Source organism: Bacillus sp. S2(2024), from assembly GCF_050474045.1.
Taxonomy (GTDB): domain Bacteria; phylum Bacillota; class Bacilli; order Bacillales; family Bacillaceae_G; genus Bacillus_A; species Bacillus_A yunxiaonensis.
Window position 1 is genome coordinate 4445135 of record NZ_JBFLUS010000003.1, and the last position, 17366, is coordinate 4462500.

At 36.7% G+C, this 17366-nt stretch carries 14 protein-coding genes and 1 rRNA gene (1 of these 15 cut by a window edge); 7 read left to right on the forward strand and 8 right to left on the reverse strand.

Features of this window, described 5'->3' with window-relative positions; all coding sequences use genetic code 11:
• Positions 1-13: 13 nt before the first annotated feature.
• From noc to rpmH, 8 genes are all read right to left on the reverse strand, one after another.
• Positions 14-862 carry a nucleoid occlusion protein gene (noc, locus tag AB1284_RS22555; RefSeq protein WP_429752902.1) on the reverse strand — a complete coding sequence of 283 codons (849 nt, stop codon included), beginning with the start codon at positions 860-862 and terminating at the stop codon, positions 14-16.
• Between the two features lie 246 nt (positions 863-1108).
• Complete coding sequence (rsmG, locus tag AB1284_RS22560) at positions 1109-1828, reverse strand: 16S rRNA (guanine(527)-N(7))-methyltransferase RsmG (RefSeq protein ID WP_429752901.1); 720 nt, start codon at positions 1826-1828, stop codon at positions 1109-1111.
• Positions 1829-1849: 21 nt separating this feature from the next.
• Positions 1850-3739 carry a tRNA uridine-5-carboxymethylaminomethyl(34) synthesis enzyme MnmG gene (gene mnmG, locus AB1284_RS22565; protein ID WP_429752900.1) on the reverse strand — a complete coding sequence of 630 codons (1890 nt, stop codon included), beginning with the start codon at positions 3737-3739 and terminating at the stop codon, positions 1850-1852.
• A 19-nt stretch (positions 3740-3758) separates the two neighbouring features.
• Positions 3759-5135 (reverse strand): tRNA uridine-5-carboxymethylaminomethyl(34) synthesis GTPase MnmE, encoded by a 1377-nt coding sequence (mnmE, locus tag AB1284_RS22570; protein ID WP_429752899.1) that lies wholly within the window; start codon positions 5133-5135, stop codon positions 3759-3761.
• Between the two features lie 506 nt (positions 5136-5641).
• Positions 5642-6259 (reverse strand): RNA-binding cell elongation regulator Jag/EloR, encoded by a 618-nt coding sequence (gene jag, locus AB1284_RS22575; RefSeq protein WP_429752898.1) that lies wholly within the window; start codon positions 6257-6259, stop codon positions 5642-5644.
• Positions 6256-7023, reverse strand: a complete 768-nt coding sequence (gene spoIIIJ, locus AB1284_RS22580) for a YidC family membrane integrase SpoIIIJ (protein ID WP_429752897.1) — start codon at positions 7021-7023, stop codon at positions 6256-6258. The genes jag and spoIIIJ overlap by 4 nt, the downstream gene beginning before the upstream one ends.
• A 39-nt stretch (positions 7024-7062) precedes the next feature.
• Positions 7063-7428, reverse strand: a complete 366-nt coding sequence (gene rnpA, locus AB1284_RS22585; RefSeq protein WP_429752896.1) for a ribonuclease P protein component — start codon at positions 7426-7428, stop codon at positions 7063-7065.
• 77 nt (positions 7429-7505) lie between these two features.
• Positions 7506-7640, reverse strand: a complete 135-nt coding sequence (gene rpmH / locus AB1284_RS22590) for a 50S ribosomal protein L34 (RefSeq protein ID WP_000831901.1) — start codon at positions 7638-7640, stop codon at positions 7506-7508.
• A 562-nt stretch (positions 7641-8202) separates the two neighbouring features.
• On the opposite strand from rpmH, the gene dnaA reads away from it, so the two are divergent.
• The 7 genes from dnaA to AB1284_RS22625 form a co-directional block, all read left to right on the forward strand.
• Positions 8203-9546 carry a chromosomal replication initiator protein DnaA gene (gene dnaA / locus AB1284_RS22595; RefSeq protein WP_429752895.1) on the forward strand — a complete coding sequence of 448 codons (1344 nt, stop codon included), beginning with the start codon at positions 8203-8205 and terminating at the stop codon, positions 9544-9546.
• Positions 9547-9726: 180 nt separating this feature from the next.
• On the forward strand, positions 9727-10872 hold the full coding sequence (gene dnaN / locus AB1284_RS22600; protein ID WP_429752894.1) for a DNA polymerase III subunit beta: 1146 nt from the start codon (positions 9727-9729) through the stop codon (positions 10870-10872).
• A gap of 122 nt (positions 10873-10994) precedes the next feature.
• The gene (yaaA, locus tag AB1284_RS22605) at positions 10995-11207 is read left to right on the forward strand and encodes a S4 domain-containing protein YaaA (RefSeq protein ID WP_429752893.1); all 213 of its coding nucleotides are present in this window, start codon (positions 10995-10997) and stop codon (positions 11205-11207) included.
• Between the two features lie 12 nt (positions 11208-11219).
• Positions 11220-12347 carry a DNA replication/repair protein RecF gene (recF, locus tag AB1284_RS22610; protein ID WP_429752892.1) on the forward strand — a complete coding sequence of 376 codons (1128 nt, stop codon included), beginning with the start codon at positions 11220-11222 and terminating at the stop codon, positions 12345-12347.
• A 38-nt stretch (positions 12348-12385) separates the two neighbouring features.
• Positions 12386-14308, forward strand: a complete 1923-nt coding sequence (gene gyrB / locus AB1284_RS22615; RefSeq protein ID WP_429752891.1) for a DNA topoisomerase (ATP-hydrolyzing) subunit B — start codon at positions 12386-12388, stop codon at positions 14306-14308.
• 91 nt (positions 14309-14399) lie between these two features.
• A complete protein-coding gene (gyrA, locus tag AB1284_RS22620; RefSeq protein ID WP_429752890.1) occupies positions 14400-16874 on the forward strand; it encodes a DNA gyrase subunit A in 2475 nt (824 codons plus the stop codon).
• Between the two features lie 241 nt (positions 16875-17115).
• A 16S ribosomal RNA gene (locus AB1284_RS22625) occupies positions 17116-17366 on the forward strand (it continues 1300 nt past the right edge of the window).

Below are 17366 nucleotides of genomic sequence, written 5' to 3' on the forward strand. Positions count from 1 at the left end.
GGTTCTATCTTTCTTACTTCTTTTTTGGAATTTTAATTGTAATTTGATAGTATTCATCAAATTCTTCTTCTTCCGAATTCACATTCAAGCCGCTATTCGCAACCATTTGTAAAGATTGACGAATTGTATTCATTGCAATACGCATATCGCGACTTACTGCTTTTTGCTTTGCTTTTCGTTTCGGCTTCGTTTCTTCTAACAATTTAGCAATTCGATCTTCTGTTTGCTTCACATTAAATTGTTTTTCAATAATTTCTTGTAAAACTTTTAATTGAAGCTCTTCATTTTTAAGCGGAATAAGGGCACGAGCATGACGTTCTGTAATACTCTTCTCTAATAACGCTTGTTTAACATCTTCTGGCAACTTTAATAATCTTAGTTTGTTTGCAATTGTAGATTGCCCTTTACCTAGTCGCTGCGCTAGTGCTTCTTGCGTTAAATTATGTAATTCAATTAACTTTTGATAAGCAACAGCCTCTTCGATTGCCGTAAGTTCTTCTCGTTGCAAATTTTCAATCAGGGCAACAGAAGCGGTCTCAGTATCATTCAAATTTTTAACAATAGCCGGGACAGTTTCCCATCCTAATTTTGTTGCAGCCCGAAAACGTCTTTCACCAGCAATAATCTCATATTTCTCTTCTTCATACTGACGAACAACAATCGGTTGAATTAATCCATGCGTATGAATTGTAAGAGCGAGCTCTTCAATACGGGCATCATCAAAAATTGTACGTGGCTGATAGCGATTTGGAACAATTTTTGATAACGAAATTTGCTTTATCTCTTCATGGCTTTCTTCTTGTAGTGCTAATTCAGCCTCTTTCTCTCCAAAGCCAAATAAACGAGAAAACGTGTTTCTCATACATATTCCACCACCTTTGAATCCTATTGAATACTCTATACAAAAATGTTTCATGTGAAACATTTACGTCTTTATTCCGCTCTAACGGGCAGTAAGTCCCCGCCTCAATATTATGAGGATCCAAAAAAAGGTGGTGGATAACTGCCTGTAAAAAGCCCGAATCGTTCAACTAACCATCAGTGATGATAAACAAACTTACTGATAGAAGTTTCACTTTATATAACTTAATCTTACGTCTAATAAGATTTATTTTTCAATAGGTAATTTATTCGGTGTCCCTGGCTTACGCGGATATTTATTTGGTGTTTTTCTCTTTTTCTCAATCAATAAGATGTTACGTTCGCTTTCCTCAAATGGTAATTGGAACGTAGCAATTCCTTTCAATTCACCACCAAGCACTTGCAGAGCATACTTGCCATTCTCAATTTCTTCGTTTGCGGCCGAACCTTTCATTGCAATAAATGTTCCCCCTACTTTCACAAGCGGTAAACACAATTCACTTAAGACAGAGAGACGAGCAACAGCGCGTGCCATTACAATATCAAAGGATTCACGTACACCTTCTTTTTTTCCAAATGTTTCAGCACGATCATGACAAAATGCTACGTCAGTTAATTCTAATTTTGTTGCTAAATGATTTAAAAACGTAATACGTTTTTGCAAGGAATCGACAATTGTGACTTTTAAATTTGGAAAACAGATTTTTAAAGGGATGCTAGGAAAACCCGCTCCTGCACCAACATCACAAACAGAAAATGGCCTTGAAAAATCATGATAGAAAGCAGCTGTAATAGAATCAAAAAAGTGCTTTAAATATACTTCTTCCTTCTCTGTAATTGCTGTTAAGTTCATTTTTTCATTCCACTCAACTAACGTCTCAAAATAGATTTCAAATTGCTCTAACTGCCTAGCAGAAAGAGTAATACCTCTTTCTACTAGCATAGATTGAAATTGTTCTATATTCATCTCGCTATATCCCCTAACTATTTATTTGTTCGATACTCGTGCAATTTTTCCTTGTTCTATATACACAAGTAAGATGGAAATATCAGCTGGATTTACCCCGGAAATACGAGATGCTTGGCCCATAGATAGCGGACGGACATCCTTTAATTTTTGACGTGCTTCAGAAGCTATTCCAGAAATTGCATCGTAATCAATATCAACCGGAATTTTTTTACTTTCCATACGCTTCATACGATCTACTTGTTGTAAAGATTTTTCAATATACCCTTCATACTTAAGCTGAATCTCAACTTGCTCTGCCACTTCATCGTTAACCTTTTCTTCACTTGGAGCAAGAAGATGAATATGCTCATATGTCATTTCTGGACGGCGTAATAAATCACTCGCACGTATACCATCCTTTAGTTCACTTCCGCCAGCTCCACGAATTAACTCTTGTACTTCAGGACGCGGCTTAATAATAATACTGGATAAACGTTCTTTTTCTTTTTCAATTTGCTCTTTTTTTACTGTAAAACGTTCATAACGCTCTTCTGGGATTAAACCAATTTCATGTCCAATTTCTGTTAAACGAAGGTCTGCATTGTCATGACGTAATAATAAGCGGTATTCTGCACGAGATGTTAATAGGCGATATGGTTCATTTGTACCTTTTGTTACTAAATCATCAATTAAAACGCCAATATACGCATCTGAACGATTTAAAATCACTTCTTTTTTACCTAATGAACGACAAGCCGCATTAATACCCGCCATTAAACCTTGACCTGCTGCTTCTTCATAACCAGATGTTCCATTAATTTGTCCTGCTGTATATAAATTTTCTATTTTCTTTGTTTCAAGCGTTGGCCACAGCTGCGTTGGTACAATTGCATCATACTCAATTGCATATCCCGTACGCATCATTTCTACGTTTTCTAAGCCAGGAATGGTCTTTAACATCTCACGTTGTACATCTTCCGGCAGACTTGTCGATAGACCTTGTACATATACTTCTTGTGTATTTCGTCCTTCTGGCTCTAAGAAGATTTGATGACGTGGTTTATCGTGGAAACGGACAACCTTATCTTCAATTGAAGGACAATATCTCGGACCTGTTCCTTTAATCATGCCAGAATACATAGCAGAACGATGTAAATTTCCATCGATTAAACGGTGTGTTTCCTCACTTGTATATGTTAACCAACACGGAATTTGATCCATGATGAACTTCGTTGTCTCGAAAGAAAATGCACGTGGTGTATCATCACCTGGTTGAATTTCTGTTTTGCTATAATCAATTGTATTACTATTTACACGTGGAGGCGTACCCGTTTTAAAACGCACAAGCTCAAATCCAAGTTCTTCTAGGTGCTCCGATAATCTCACTGATGGTTGTTGGTTATTTGGCCCACTTGAATATTTTAAATCTCCAACGATAATTTCACCGCGTAAAAACGTACCTGTTGTAATAACAACTGTTTTCGCTGTGTATTCCGCTCCCGTTTGTGTAACAACACCTTTACATACGCCGTCTTCTACAATTAAGCGTTCAACCATAGCTTGACGCAATGTTAAATTTGGTGTTTCTTCAATTGTTTTTTTCAATTCATGTTGATACGCAAATTTATCTGCTTGAGCACGAAGCGCACGTACTGCCGGACCTTTTCCTGTGTTTAACATACGCATTTGAATATGCGTTTTATCAATGTTTCTTCCCATCTCACCGCCAAGCGCATCTATTTCACGAACAACAATTCCCTTTGCAGGCCCACCAACCGAAGGGTTACACGGCATAAACGCAACCATATCTAAGTTAATTGTTAACATTAATGTTTTTGCTCCCATACGAGCTGCTGCTAAACCAGCTTCACACCCCGCATGACCTGCACCAATTACAATAACATCATAAGAACCAGCGTTGTATCCCATTTTCCATTCCTCCTTACGATTACTTTCCTAAACAAAATTGGGAGAATAACTGATCAATTAAACTTTCGTGTACAGTGTCTCCCGTAATTTCACCAAGTATTTCCCACGTTCTTGTTAAATCAATTTGCACCATATCAATTGGTACGCTGCTATGAATAGCCTCGATTGCATCGCCAATCGTCTTTTCTGCTTGTGTTAATAAACCAATGTGACGCGCATTCGATACATATGTCATATCTGCCGCTTCAATTGCTCCTTCAAAGAAGAGATCAGCAATTGCCTGCTCTAGCTCATCTACACCTTTTTCTTCGATTAAAGTCGTTGTAATAACACGAGCTGAACCAGCCAATTGTACAACGCGCTCCATATCAATTTGCTGCGGCAAATCTGTTTTATTTACAATGACAATAAAGTCTTTTCCTTGCACTGCTCGGAATAATTCTTCATCTTCGTTTGTTAACACTTCGCTATAGTTTACAACTAGAAGAACTAAATCTGCTTTATTCATCATCTCTTTTGAACGCTCTACACCTATTTGTTCTACGATATCCTCTGTTTCACGAATTCCAGCTGTATCAATCAATTTAAGCGGTACACCGCGCACGTTCACGTATTCTTCAATAACATCTCGAGTCGTTCCCGCTATATCCGTTACAATCGCTTTCTTTTCTTGTACAAGACTATTTAATAAAGATGACTTTCCAACATTCGGTCTTCCAATAATAGCCGTTGCAATTCCTTCACGCAAAATTTTTCCTTGCTTTGAAGTTTGCAGTAACTTCCCAATTTCTGATCGAACGTATTCCGCCTTCTCAATTAAAACCCCGTGCGTCATTTCTTCTACATCATCGTATTCCGGGTAGTCAATATTCACTTCTACATGAGCTAATGTTTCCAAAATTTCTTGACGCAGACGACCAATTAATTTTGATAAACGACCTTCCATTTGGTTAATCGCAACATTCATTGCACGATCCGTTTTCGCACGAATTAAATCCATAACCGCTTCTGCTTGCGATAAGTCAATACGTCCATTTAAAAAAGCACGCTTTGTAAACTCCCCTGGCTCTGCCAACCGAACACCTTGCGATAAAATAAGTTGTAATACTTTATTTACAGAAACAAGGCCACCATGACAATTTACCTCAACGATATCTTCACGCGTAAATGTCTTTGGTGCCCGCATAATTGAAACCATAACTTCTTCAATAACCTTATTTGTATCTAAATCCACAATATGCCCATACTGAATTGTATGAGATGGCACTGTCGTTAAATCTTTCCCTTTAAAAATGCGATTTACCTTCTCTACCGCATCATCTCCACTTACTCGAACAATGGCAATTGCACCTTCCCCAAGAGCTGTGGAAATTGCAGCAATTGTATCAAATTCCATGTCCTTTCACCTCACTTGCTTATTTCTCTCTATATTCAATACGATTTTTTCTTTCACTAAATTATTAGGATACCATAACGAAACTGTGTAAAAAAGAATAATAACTTATTTTATTATGTCCTCTCATAAATCGCACTAAACTTATCCACTGTGTATAAGTTTAGTGCGATTTGTTTATCCACAGACAAATTCCTGTCTTCACATTTTATCCCGCTATTCGCAGGAAGTAAGCCCCCCGAGAGAAGCGAGGAAAATAGTTCCCGTAAAAGCCCGATTGGTGAGAGTCTTCCATCAGTGGGGAATGAAAAAAAAAACCACTGATGGAAGTTTCACTTTATCCAGTAAAAAACCGGCACTCAAATGAGTTACCGGTTTATCCCGCTCTAAAGGACGGTCTCCCACCTCGATTTTCTAAGAAATTCAAAGCAGATAGGCTGCCCATAAGAGCCTGATTCGTTTAACTAGCCAACCGTTTAGGTTACATCCCTCAGGCTGGAAGTTTCACTTTATTTCGGAGATACGACAACATGCCGATATGGTTCTTTCCCTTCAGATGTTGTGATCACATATGGATGATTCGCAAGTGCTTGATGTATAACTTTTCTTTCAAAAGAAGGCATTGGTTCTAACACGATTCTTTTTCTCGTATTACTAGCTTGCTTTGCCAATCGAAGTGCAAGTGACTCTAACGTATCTTTTCGTTTATCACGATAATTTTCAGCGTCAATTGTTACACCAATATATTGTTTCGTGCTACGATTCGCAACAAGCTTTGTTACATATTGTAAAGAATTCAGTATGTGCCCTCTTTTTCCAATTAATATACCGACCTCACTACCAGAAAGTGTAAAATGAACGTCGCGTCCTTTTACCTCTTTTCCAACAGTTACATCAACATCCATTTCTTTTATGATACTTTTCAAGTAAAGTTCCGCTTCTTCTACAGGATCTTTTTTTACAAAGACCTCTACAATAGCAGGACGCCCTCCAATGAAACCGAGAAAAGCTTTTTTCCCCTCATCAATAATGTGTATCTCCACTTTATCTTTTGATACTTGTAATTGTTCTAATGCGGATTGCACTGCCTGTTCGACTGTTTGTCCTTTAGCAGTAATCATACTCACTTACTTGATCCTCCTGCCTTACTAGCCTTAATATCCGGCCCTTTGATCAAATATGTTTGTAAAATACCGAAGATGTTACCTACTACCCAGTAAAGAGATAGTGCAGCCGGGAAATTAATTGCGAAAACTAAAATCATGATAGGCATAAGCCAGATCATCATTGCCATTTGCGGATTTTGTCCAGCAGTACCAGCCATTGCAAGCTTTTGTTGAATAAACGTCGTAATCGCTGCAATAATTGGAAGAATATAATATGGATCAGCATGACCTAAATCAAACCATAAAAAAGTATGTTGTTTAATTTCTGCTGTTCTCATAATTGCATGGTAAAATGCAAATAAAATTGGCATTTGAATAAAAATTGGTAGACACCCAGCCAACGGATTTACACCATGTTTTTGATACAATTGCATCATTTCTTGTTGTAATTTTTGCTGAGTCGCTTGATCTTTAGAGCTGTATTTCTCTTTTAGCTTTGCCATTTCAGGTTGCAATGCTTGCATTGCTTTCGTACTCTTCGTTTGCTTAATCATTAATGGTAATAACGCAAAACGAATAATAAGAGTCGTGACAACAATCGATAAACCATAGTTATTGCCAAATAATTTTGCAAAATACGTGATTAGCTGAGAAAGTGGGTATACAAAATATTCATTCCAAATTCCCGTACTTTGCGGTGTAATCGGCTGATTTGTTTGATTACAGCCAGCAGAAATTGCCATTACAGCAATAAGCATGACCAGTAAACTTATCTTTTTTTTCACAGCCTGCTCCTCCTTGTTTAGGTATGTATATAGTGTAATTCATTTTCCTCTTATTTCGCTACTTTTTGCCAGTTTTACTCCCGAGCGGTGCAGAGCGTGAATTAAGCTTTTCTTTAATTGTTCATAGTCCATTTCTGAACAAGGCTTCCTTGCTATTATAACAAAATCTTTTCCAGAATCTATCTCATCTTTTAACTCCGTAAAAGCTTGACGAATCATTCGTTTAATTCGATTACGCATGACCGCATTCCCTAACTTTTTACTAACAGAAAGACCAATTCGAAAATATGGTTGATCAGGCTTCTCTAATTGGTATACAACAAATTGACGATTAGCATTTGATGTCCCCTTTTGAAAAACAGCTTGAAATTCCTCATTCTTCTTTACACGATTCTTTTTCTTCATATCAATTGAACACTCCTGTATTTCGCCAGCGGAAAATTCATAATTACTAGAAAAAAGACCACTGAACGATCAGTGGCCTACGCAGATAATACTTTTCTACCTTTACGACGACGAGCTGCTAAAACTTTACGTCCGTTCGCTGTGCTCATACGGCTACGGAAACCATGTACTTTGCTGCGCTTACGTTTATTTGGTTGATAAGTTCTTTTCATTATATGACACCTCCCTGAGGAATAACTGTTAAAGACAGTCCTATAAATTATAGTTAATTTGGTAGGAGAATGTCAATGCTTCTCAAAATTTTAATAAAATATTCATTTTCTACCTATTCACAACGTTGTTCACAATACATTCTATCGGTTGTGGATAATTTTTTCCGCCACTTTTTTATATCCACAATTCATTTTTTGTTTTTACACAGTATATCGTATTGTGGACAAGTTTATTCCACAAGGTATTGATTTTGTGGATAACTTTTTGAAATACATTGCTATTGCTATCTTTTTTTGATATTATAGTTGTGTTTTCACCTTGGACAAGTTTTCCACAATTATCATTTATCCACAATTTGTGAATAACTTGTGGACATGTTTAAACACATGTGTACAAGAAGTTTTCCACAATGTGTTTTTTTGTCGAAAACTCTATCTCGTATTTAAACCGATTTTTCACTTTTAAAAAGTGTTGCGTATAAATATACAGTGTTGTTTTGTTGGGTTATACAAACATTAAACACTTGGTTTGCTGATCATCTTTTGTAAAGGAGGGACAACTTTGGAAAACATTTCAGATTTATGGAATAACACCTTAAAAGAACTAGAGAAAAAAGTAAGTAAGCCTAGCTACGAAACATGGCTTAAATCTACAAAAGCTTATTCTTTAAAAAAGGACGTTTTAACTATTACAGCTCCAAATGAATTTGCGCGTGATTGGTTAGAATCTCACTATTCAGAACTTATTTCGGAAACAATCATTCATTTAATGGGCGCGGAACTTGAGATTCGCTTCATCATTCCGCAAAGTCAAACAGAAGAGGAATTTGACTATCCTCCTGTTAAAAAAGATAAAACAATGCATGATGAACCTAATCATTTCCCGCAAAGCATGCTTAATCCAAAATATATATTTGATACCTTTGTAATCGGTTCTGGCAATCGCTTTGCCCATGCAGCTTCGTTAGCCGTAGCTGAGGCGCCTGCTAAAGCGTACAATCCCTTATTTATTTACGGGGGAGTTGGGCTCGGGAAAACGCATTTAATGCATGCAATCGGTCATTATGTCATCGAGCATAATCCAAACGCAAAAGTTGTTTATCTGTCATCTGAAAAATTTACAAATGAATTTATTAATTCTATTCGTGATAATAAGGCCGTTGATTTTCGTAATAAATATCGGAACGTTGATGTTTTACTTATAGATGATATTCAATTTCTTGCTGGAAAAGAACAAACACAGGAAGAGTTTTTCCATACATTTAACGCGTTGCACGAAGAAAGTAAGCAAATTGTAATTTCAAGTGATCGTCCGCCAAAAGAAATTCCTACACTAGAAGATCGCTTACGTTCGCGCTTTGAATGGGGACTCATTACAGACATTACTCCTCCAGATTTAGAAACAAGAATTGCGATTTTACGCAAGAAAGCAAAAGCTGAAGGTCTGGATATTCCGAATGAAGTTATGCTCTATATCGCAAATCAAATTGACTCTAACATCCGTGAATTAGAAGGTGCTCTAATTCGTGTTGTAGCGTATTCGTCTTTAATTAATAAAGATATTAATGCAGATTTAGCTGCTGAAGCACTAAAGCATATTATTCCAAATTCCAAACCGAAAATTATTTCAATTTATGACATCCAAAAAGCTGTAGGGGATGTTTATCAAGTGAAATTAGAAGACTTTAAAGCAAAAAAGCGTACAAAATCGGTCGCTTTCCCTCGACAAATTGCAATGTATCTGTCTCGTGAACTAACAGATTCATCTTTACCAAAAATCGGTGAAGAGTTTGGAGGTCGTGATCATACTACAGTCATTCATGCACACGAAAAAATTTCCAAACTGTTAAAAACGGATGCACAATTACAGAGGCAACTTGAAGAGATTCACGATATTTTAAAGTAATATGATGTGAATAACGTGAATAACTTTCCTTATTTTACACACAGTCTATCCACATGTAGATAGACTGTTTTTCCGTATTCTAAACGAGTTATCCACATATCCACAAGGCCTATTACTATTACTACTAATTTTTATTATTATTAAATAAAATCAATTTTATATTTGCCGGAGGTTTTCGTTATGCATTTTTCAATTCAAAAAGATTACCTTGTCAGAAGTGTACAAGATGTAATGAAAGCTGTTTCCTCTCGTACAACAATTCCGATTCTTACAGGGATTAAAATCGTAGCAAATGAAGAAGGTGTTACATTAACGGGTAGCGATGCTAATATATCGATCGAATCCTTTATTCCAATTGAAGAGGATGGAAAAGAAATTGTAGAAGTCCTACAATCAGGAAGTATTGTTTTACAAGCAAAATATTTTAGTGAAATTGTAAAAAAATTACCGAAAGATACAGTTGAAATTTCTGTTGAAAGTCATTTTATGACAAAAATAAAATCTGGAAAATCCGAGTTTAACTTAAATGGTTTAGACTCAGCTGAGTATCCATTGTTACCACAGATTGAAGAACATCATGTATTTCAAATTCCAACAGATCTGTTAAAACATATGATTCGTCAAACTGTTTTTGCTGTATCTACATCAGAAACACGCCCAATCTTGACAGGTGTAAACTGGAAGGTATATAACAGCGAATTGGTTTGTATTGCAACAGATAGTCATCGTTTGGCGCTGCGCAAAGCGAAAATTGTAGGACAAACTATTTCGAATGAATTTCAAGCAAATGTTGTTATTCCAGGAAAAAGTTTAAATGAGTTAAGTAAAATTCTTGATGAATCAGAAGAAATGGTAGATATTGTTATAACGGAATATCAAGTGTTATTCCGAACGAAACATTTATTATTCTTCTCTAGGCTGTTAGAGGGTAACTATCCTGATACAACAAGATTAATCCCACCAGATAGTAAAACGGATATTTTTGTAAATACAAAAGAGTTTTTACAAGCAATTGATCGAGCTTCTTTATTAGCAAGAGATGGACGTAATAATGTTGTAAAATTATCAACTTTAGAAGATCAAATGTTAGAAATTTCATCGAACTCTCCAGAAATCGGGAAAGTAGTAGAAGAAGTTCAGTGCGAGAAAATTGAAGGTGAAGAGTTAAAAATCTCCTTTAGTGCAAAATATATGATGGATGCATTAAAAGCATTAGATAGTACAGAGATTAAAATTAGCTTTACTGGTGCAATGAGACCATTTTTAATTCGTACAGTGAACGATGATTCCATTACTCAATTAATTTTACCAGTACGTACGTACTAAAAAGATAGGGTTACTAGTGTAGATGTACTGGTAACCCTTTTGATTTTTCCCTATTACTTTCCTAATGCTTGTTTATTTAGTACAATGAAAGAATGAACACTTTTAGAAAGTGAGCGATTTGTATGAAACATATTCAAATTTCGACAGAATATATTACATTAGGACAATTTTTAAAACTGGCTGACGTGATTGATACAGGCGGAGCGGTAAAATGGTTTTTACAAGAGCATGAAGTGTATGTGAATAAAGAGCCTGAGAATAGACGAGGCCGAAAATTATATACAAATGATATTGTTGAAATTCCGGGGATCGGAACATTTCAAGTTCAAGGATAAAGGGGGATCCCTTTGTATATTACAGAATTACATTTACAAAACTATCGCAATTATGAGCAATTAGATCTTTCCTTCGAAGATAAAGTAAACGTAATTATTGGTGAAAATGCGCAAGGAAAAACAAATTTGATGGAAGCTATTTATGTATTAGCAATGGCTAAATCTCATCGAACTTCTAATGATCGTGAACTTATCAGATGGGATGAAGATTGTGGTAGAATAAAAGGGAGACTGCAAAAACGAAATAACTCTTTGTCCTTAGAACTAAACGTTTCCAAAAAAGGAAAAAAAGCAAAGTTAAATCAACTTGAGCAACAAAAATTGAGTCAATATATTGGCGTAATGAATGTTGTTATGTTTGCTCCTGAAGATTTAAACCTTGTAAAGGGAAGTCCTCAAGTACGAAGACGTTTTTTAGATATGGAGCTTGGACAAATAGCTCCTGTATATTTGTACGAATTAAGTCAATACCAAAAAGTTCTAACACAGCGTAATCATTTGCTTAAAAAAATGCAAGGCAATAGTCCAAATGATGAAGCTATGTTAGATGTGTTTACACTTCAACTCGTTGAACATGGTGTAAAAGTATTAAAAAAACGCTTTGAATTTTTACGTTTATTACAAGAATGGGCAGCTCCAATCCATCGAGGAATTAGCAGAGGACTTGAGGAGCTAGAAATAGTCTATAAACCAAGTGTTGATGTATCAGAATCCATGGATTTGTCGAAAATAAAAGAAGTATACTATGAAAGTTTCCAATCTGTGAAACAACGTGAACTCTTCCGTGGCACAACCTTAATTGGGCCTCATCGTGACGATTTACAATTCTTCGTTAATGGTAAAAATGTTCAAGTCTTTGGTTCGCAAGGGCAACAACGAACGACCGCACTTTCCCTAAAGTTAGCTGAAATCGAATTGATTTATTCAGAAGTTAACGAATATCCAATCCTTTTATTAGATGATGTGTTATCGGAACTAGACGATTATAGGCAATCACATCTGCTTAATACGATTCAAGGAAAGGTGCAAACGTTTGTGACAACGACAAGTGTTGATGGAATTGAGCATGATACATTAAAACAAGCAAAAACAATTCATGTAACGAACGGCACAGTGGATTGTGGAGAAGAAGATAAATAGCTTCTGTCTAAATGGAAAAGTAGGTGATCTTTGTGTCAATGGAACAAAAACAAATTGAAGAAAACGCATATGACGAAAGTCAAATACAGGTGTTAGAAGGACTAGAAGCAGTTCGAAAACGTCCAGGGATGTATATTGGTTCAACGAGCGGAAAAGGTCTTCATCATCTTGTATGGGAAATTGTTGATAACAGTATTGACGAGGCACTAGCAGGATATTGTGATGAGATTAATCTAGCTATTGAAGAAGACAATAGTATTACAGTAACAGATAATGGCCGTGGTATTCCGGTTGGGATGCACGAGAAAATGGGTCGCCCTGCTGTAGAAGTTATTATGACTGTTCTTCATGCGGGTGGTAAATTTGGCGGCGGCGGTTATAAAGTTTCTGGCGGTTTACATGGTGTAGGTGCTTCTGTCGTGAATGCATTATCAACGGAGTTAGAGGTATTTGTTCATCGTGATGGGCAAATTCATTATCAAAAGTATGAACGTGGTATTCCGGTTGCAGACTTAAAGGTGATTGGGGATACAGATCATACAGGAACAGTAACGCGCTTCAAACCAGATGCAGAAATTTTTACTGAAACTACGGAATATGAATTTGATACGTTAGCAACTCGTTTACGAGAACTAGCGTTTTTAAATCGTAATATTAAACTAACAATTGAAGATAAACGTGAACATAAACAAAAGAAAGAATTCCATTATGAAGGCGGTATTAAGTCTTATGTTGAGCATTTAAATCGCTCTAAAGAACCAATACATGAAGAGCCAGTATATGTAGAAGGTTCAAAAGATGGAATTCAAGTTGAGGTTGCTCTTCAATATAACGAAGGATATACAACTAACATTTATTCATTTACAAATAACATTCATACGTATGAAGGTGGTACGCATGAAGTTGGATTTAAAACAGCATTAACACGTGTGATTAATGATTATGGTCGAAAAAATAATATTTTAAAAGATGCTGATAGTAATTTAACGGGTGAAGATGTTCGTGAAGGTTTAACGGCTATTGTATCCATTAAACATCCAAATCCGCAATTTGAAGGGCAAACGAAAACGAAACTCGGAAATAGCGAAGCGAGAACAATTACAGAATCAGTTTTCTCTGAAGCACTTGAAAAGTTTTTACTTGAAAACCCAAATGTCGCTCGAAAAATTGTAGATAAGGGAACGATGGCAGCACGTGCACGTGTAGCGGCGAAAAAGGCTCGTGAGTTAACGCGCAGAAAAAGCGCGCTAGAAGTATCAAGCTTGCCAGGAAAACTTGCAGATTGTTCTTCTAAAGATCCTTCTATTAGTGAAATTTATATCGTAGAGGGTGATTCCGCGGGTGGTTCAGCAAAGCAAGGGCGTGATCGTCATTTCCAAGCAATTTTACCGCTTAAAGGGAAAATTATTAACGTCGAAAAAGCTCGTTTAGATAAAATTTTATCAAACGATGAGGTACGTACAATTATTACTGCGCTTGGTACAGGTATTGGCGGAGATTTTGATATTGAAAAGGCGCGTTATCATAAAGTTATTATTATGACTGATGCTGATGTCGACGGTGCTCATATTCGTACCCTATTATTAACGTTCTTCTATCGTTATATGCGTCAAATTCTTGAGCACGGTTATGTATATATTGCACAACCGCCATTATATAAAGTGCAACAAGGTAAGCGAGTTGAGTATGCTTACAATGATAGAGAACTTGAAAATATATTAGCGGAGCTTCCGAAACAGCCGAAACCAGGTATTCAACGCTATAAAGGTCTTGGAGAAATGAATCCAGCGCAGCTATGGGAAACAACAATGGATCCAGAAGTACGTTCACTTCTTCAAGTTTCGCTCCAGGATGCAATCGAAGCAGATGAAACATTTGAGATTTTAATGGGTGATAAAGTTGAACCACGTCGTAACTTTATCCAAGAAAATGCAAAATATGTGAAAAACCTTGATATTTAATGAATGATGACAGGAATCGGAGTATTCCTGTCTTCTACGTATAAATGAACATGATATATCGATCGGAAATGTAATGAGGAGGTGCTGGTTGATGTCAGACAACCAACAACAAGGCCGAATTCGAGAAATTAATATTAGCCAGGAAATGCGTACCTCGTTTTTAGATTATGCGATGAGCGTTATCGTATCTCGTGCACTGCCAGATGTTCGAGATGGGCTAAAACCTGTGCATCGCAGGGTTTTATATGCAATGAATGACTTAGGGATTACTGCTGATAAGGCGTATAAGAAATCAGCGCGTATTGTCGGTGAAGTAATTGGTAAGTATCATCCGCATGGTGATTCAGCGGTATACGAGACAATGGTACGAATGGCGCAAGACTTTAGCCAACGATATATGTTAGTAGACGGCCATGGGAACTTTGGTTCTATCGATGGAGATTCAGCGGCGGCAATGCGTTATACAGAGGCAAGAATGTCCAAAATTTCTATGGAGCTATTGCGTGATATTACGAAAAATACAATTGATTATCAAGATAACTATGATGGTTCTGAAAGAGAACCGATTGTATTACCAGCGCGTTTTCCTAACTTATTAGTAAATGGTGCAACGGGTATCGCGGTTGGGATGGCAACAAATATTCCTCCGCATCAGCTTGGGGAAGTAATTGATGGAGTATTAGCGTTAAGTCGTAATCCAGAGATTACAATCGGTGAATTAATGGAGTATATTCCGGGACCAGATTTTCCGACATCTGGTCAAATCCTTGGTCGAAGCGGCATTCGAAGAGCTTATGAAACAGGACGCGGCACAATTGTGCTTCGTGCGAAAGTCGAGATTGAAGAGAAGGCAAACGGAAAGCAATCTATTATTGTAACTGAGCTTCCATATCAAGTGAATAAAGCGAAGTTAATTGAGAAAATTGCGGAGCTTGTTCGTGATAAAAAGATTGATGGTATTACAGATTTACGTGATGAATCAGATCGAAATGGTATGCGTATCGTTATGGAAGTGCGCCGCGATGCAAACGCCAATGTGTTACTAAATAATTTATACAAGCATACAGCACTTCAAACAAGCTTTGGTATTAATATGCTATCTCTTGTAAATGGAGAGCCGAAAGTATTAAATTTAAAAGAATGTTTATATTATTATCTTGAGCATCAAAAGGTTGTTATTCGTAGACGAACTGCATATGAATTAGAGAAAGCAGAAGCTCGTGCTCATATTTTAGAAGGATTACGAGTTGCGCTAGATCATCTTGATGAAGTTATTAATCTAATTCGCAGCTCGAAAACAGCGGAAATTGCAAAACAAGGATTAATGGAGCGTTTTGGTTTAAGCGAGAAGCAAGCGCAAGCAATTTTAGATATGCGTTTGCAACGTTTAACTGGATTAGAACGTGAGAAGATCGAACAAGAATATCAAGAGTTACTTGCATTGATTGCTGAGCTAAAAGCAATCCTAGCAGATGAAGAAAAAGTTCTTGAGATTATCCGTGAAGAATTAGAAGAGATTAAAGAGCGTTTTAATGATACAAGAAGAACGGAAATTACAATTGGCGGCATGGAAGCTATTGAGGATGAAGATTTGATTCCAGAACAAAACATTGTAATCACACTAACTCATAATGGATATATTAAACGATTACCGGCCTCTACGTACAAAACGCAAAATCGTGGTGGACGCGGAGTTCAAGGTATGGGGACAAACGATGATGATTTTGTAGAACAGTTATTAACAACATCTACACATGATCACATTTTATTCTTCACAAATAAGGGGAAAGTATACCGTACAAAAGGGTATGAAATTCCTGAATATAGCCGAACAGCAAAAGGTATACCTATTATTAATTTATTAGAAGTAGATAAAGGTGAATGGGTAAATGCGATTATTCCAATCCGAGAATTTAATGATGATCAATTTTTATTCTTTACAACAAAATACGGTATTGCAAAAAGAACACCGCTTTCTTCATTTGCTAATATTCGTAACAACGGTCTAATTGCTATCTCTCTTCGTGAAGAAGATGAATTAATCTCTGTTCGCTTAACAACAGGTGAAAAAGATATGATTGTTGGTACGAGTAATGGGATGTTAATTCGTTTCCATGAAGAAGATGTTCGTTCAATGGGACGTAATGCAGCGGGTGTTAAAGCTATTACACTTGGCGATGAAGATCAAGTTGTTGGTATGGAAATTGTAGAAGAAAATATGGATGTTTTAATTGTTACGAAGAATGGTTATGGTAAGCGTACACCAGTTGAGGAATATCGTTTGCAAAGTCGCGGTGGTAAAGGTCTTAAAACATGTAATATTACAGATAAAAATGGTAAGTTAATTGCTCTTAAGTCTGTACATGGCGAAGAAGATATTATGCTGATTACAGCAGCGGGTGTTTTAATTCGTATGCCGGTTGATCAAATCTCTCAAATGGGACGTAATACGCAAGGTGTTCGTTTAATTCGTTTAGAAGACGAGCAAGAAGTAGCGACGGTAGCAAAGACACAAAAAGAAGATGAAGAAGACATACAAGAAGATCAAGAAAGCTCAGAAGAATAAGGGGATTCTCCTTATTCTTTTTTTTTTTTTTTATAAAAAGTGCTTGCATAAGAGGAGTGAAGTCTATATAATAGGCATAGTCAGCAATTCACTGAAACAAAATGTTACAACAAGTTGTTGACGAACAAAAAATGTTATGTTATATTATGAAAGTCGCTGAAACGCGATGTTGAACTTTGAAAACTAAACGAAACAAACAACGTGAAACGTCAATTTTTATTTATGATGCTAGACAAACACTTTATTGGAGAGTTTGATCCTGGCTCAGGATGAACGCTGGCGGCGTGCCTAATACATGCAAGTCGAGCGAACCGATTAAGAGCTTGCTCTTAAGAAGTTAGCGGCGGACGGGTGAGTAACACGTAGGTAACCTGCCTATAAGACTGGGATAACTCCGGGAAACCGGGGCTAATACCGGATAACATTTTGCACCGCATGGTGCGAAATTGAAAGGCGGCTTCGGCTGTCACTTATAGATGGACCTGCGGCGCA

What these genes read in the sequence shown, in the direction of transcription:
- noc (WP_429752902.1), bottom strand. Translation starts at nt 862, where the DNA reads ATGAGAAACACGTTTTCTCGTTTATTTGGCTTTGGAGAGAAAGAGGCT.
- rsmG (WP_429752901.1), bottom strand. Translation starts at nt 1,828, where the DNA reads ATGAATATAGAACAATTTCAATCTATGCTAGTAGAAAGAGGTATTACT.
- mnmG (WP_429752900.1), bottom strand. Translation starts at nt 3,739, where the DNA reads ATGGGATACAACGCTGGTTCTTATGATGTTATTGTAATTGGTGCAGGT.
- mnmE (WP_429752899.1), bottom strand. Translation starts at nt 5,135, where the DNA reads ATGGAATTTGATACAATTGCTGCAATTTCCACAGCTCTTGGGGAAGGT.
- rnpA (WP_429752896.1), bottom strand. Translation starts at nt 7,428, where the DNA reads ATGAAGAAAAAGAATCGTGTAAAGAAGAATGAGGAATTTCAAGCTGTT.
- rpmH (WP_000831901.1), bottom strand. Translation starts at nt 7,640, where the DNA reads ATGAAAAGAACTTATCAACCAAATAAACGTAAGCGCAGCAAAGTACAT.
- dnaN (WP_429752894.1), top strand. Translation starts at nt 9,727, where the DNA reads ATGCATTTTTCAATTCAAAAAGATTACCTTGTCAGAAGTGTACAAGAT.
- yaaA (WP_429752893.1), top strand. Translation starts at nt 10,995, where the DNA reads ATGAAACATATTCAAATTTCGACAGAATATATTACATTAGGACAATTT.
- gyrB (WP_429752891.1), top strand. Translation starts at nt 12,386, where the DNA reads ATGGAACAAAAACAAATTGAAGAAAACGCATATGACGAAAGTCAAATA.
- gyrA (WP_429752890.1), top strand. Translation starts at nt 14,400, where the DNA reads ATGTCAGACAACCAACAACAAGGCCGAATTCGAGAAATTAATATTAGC.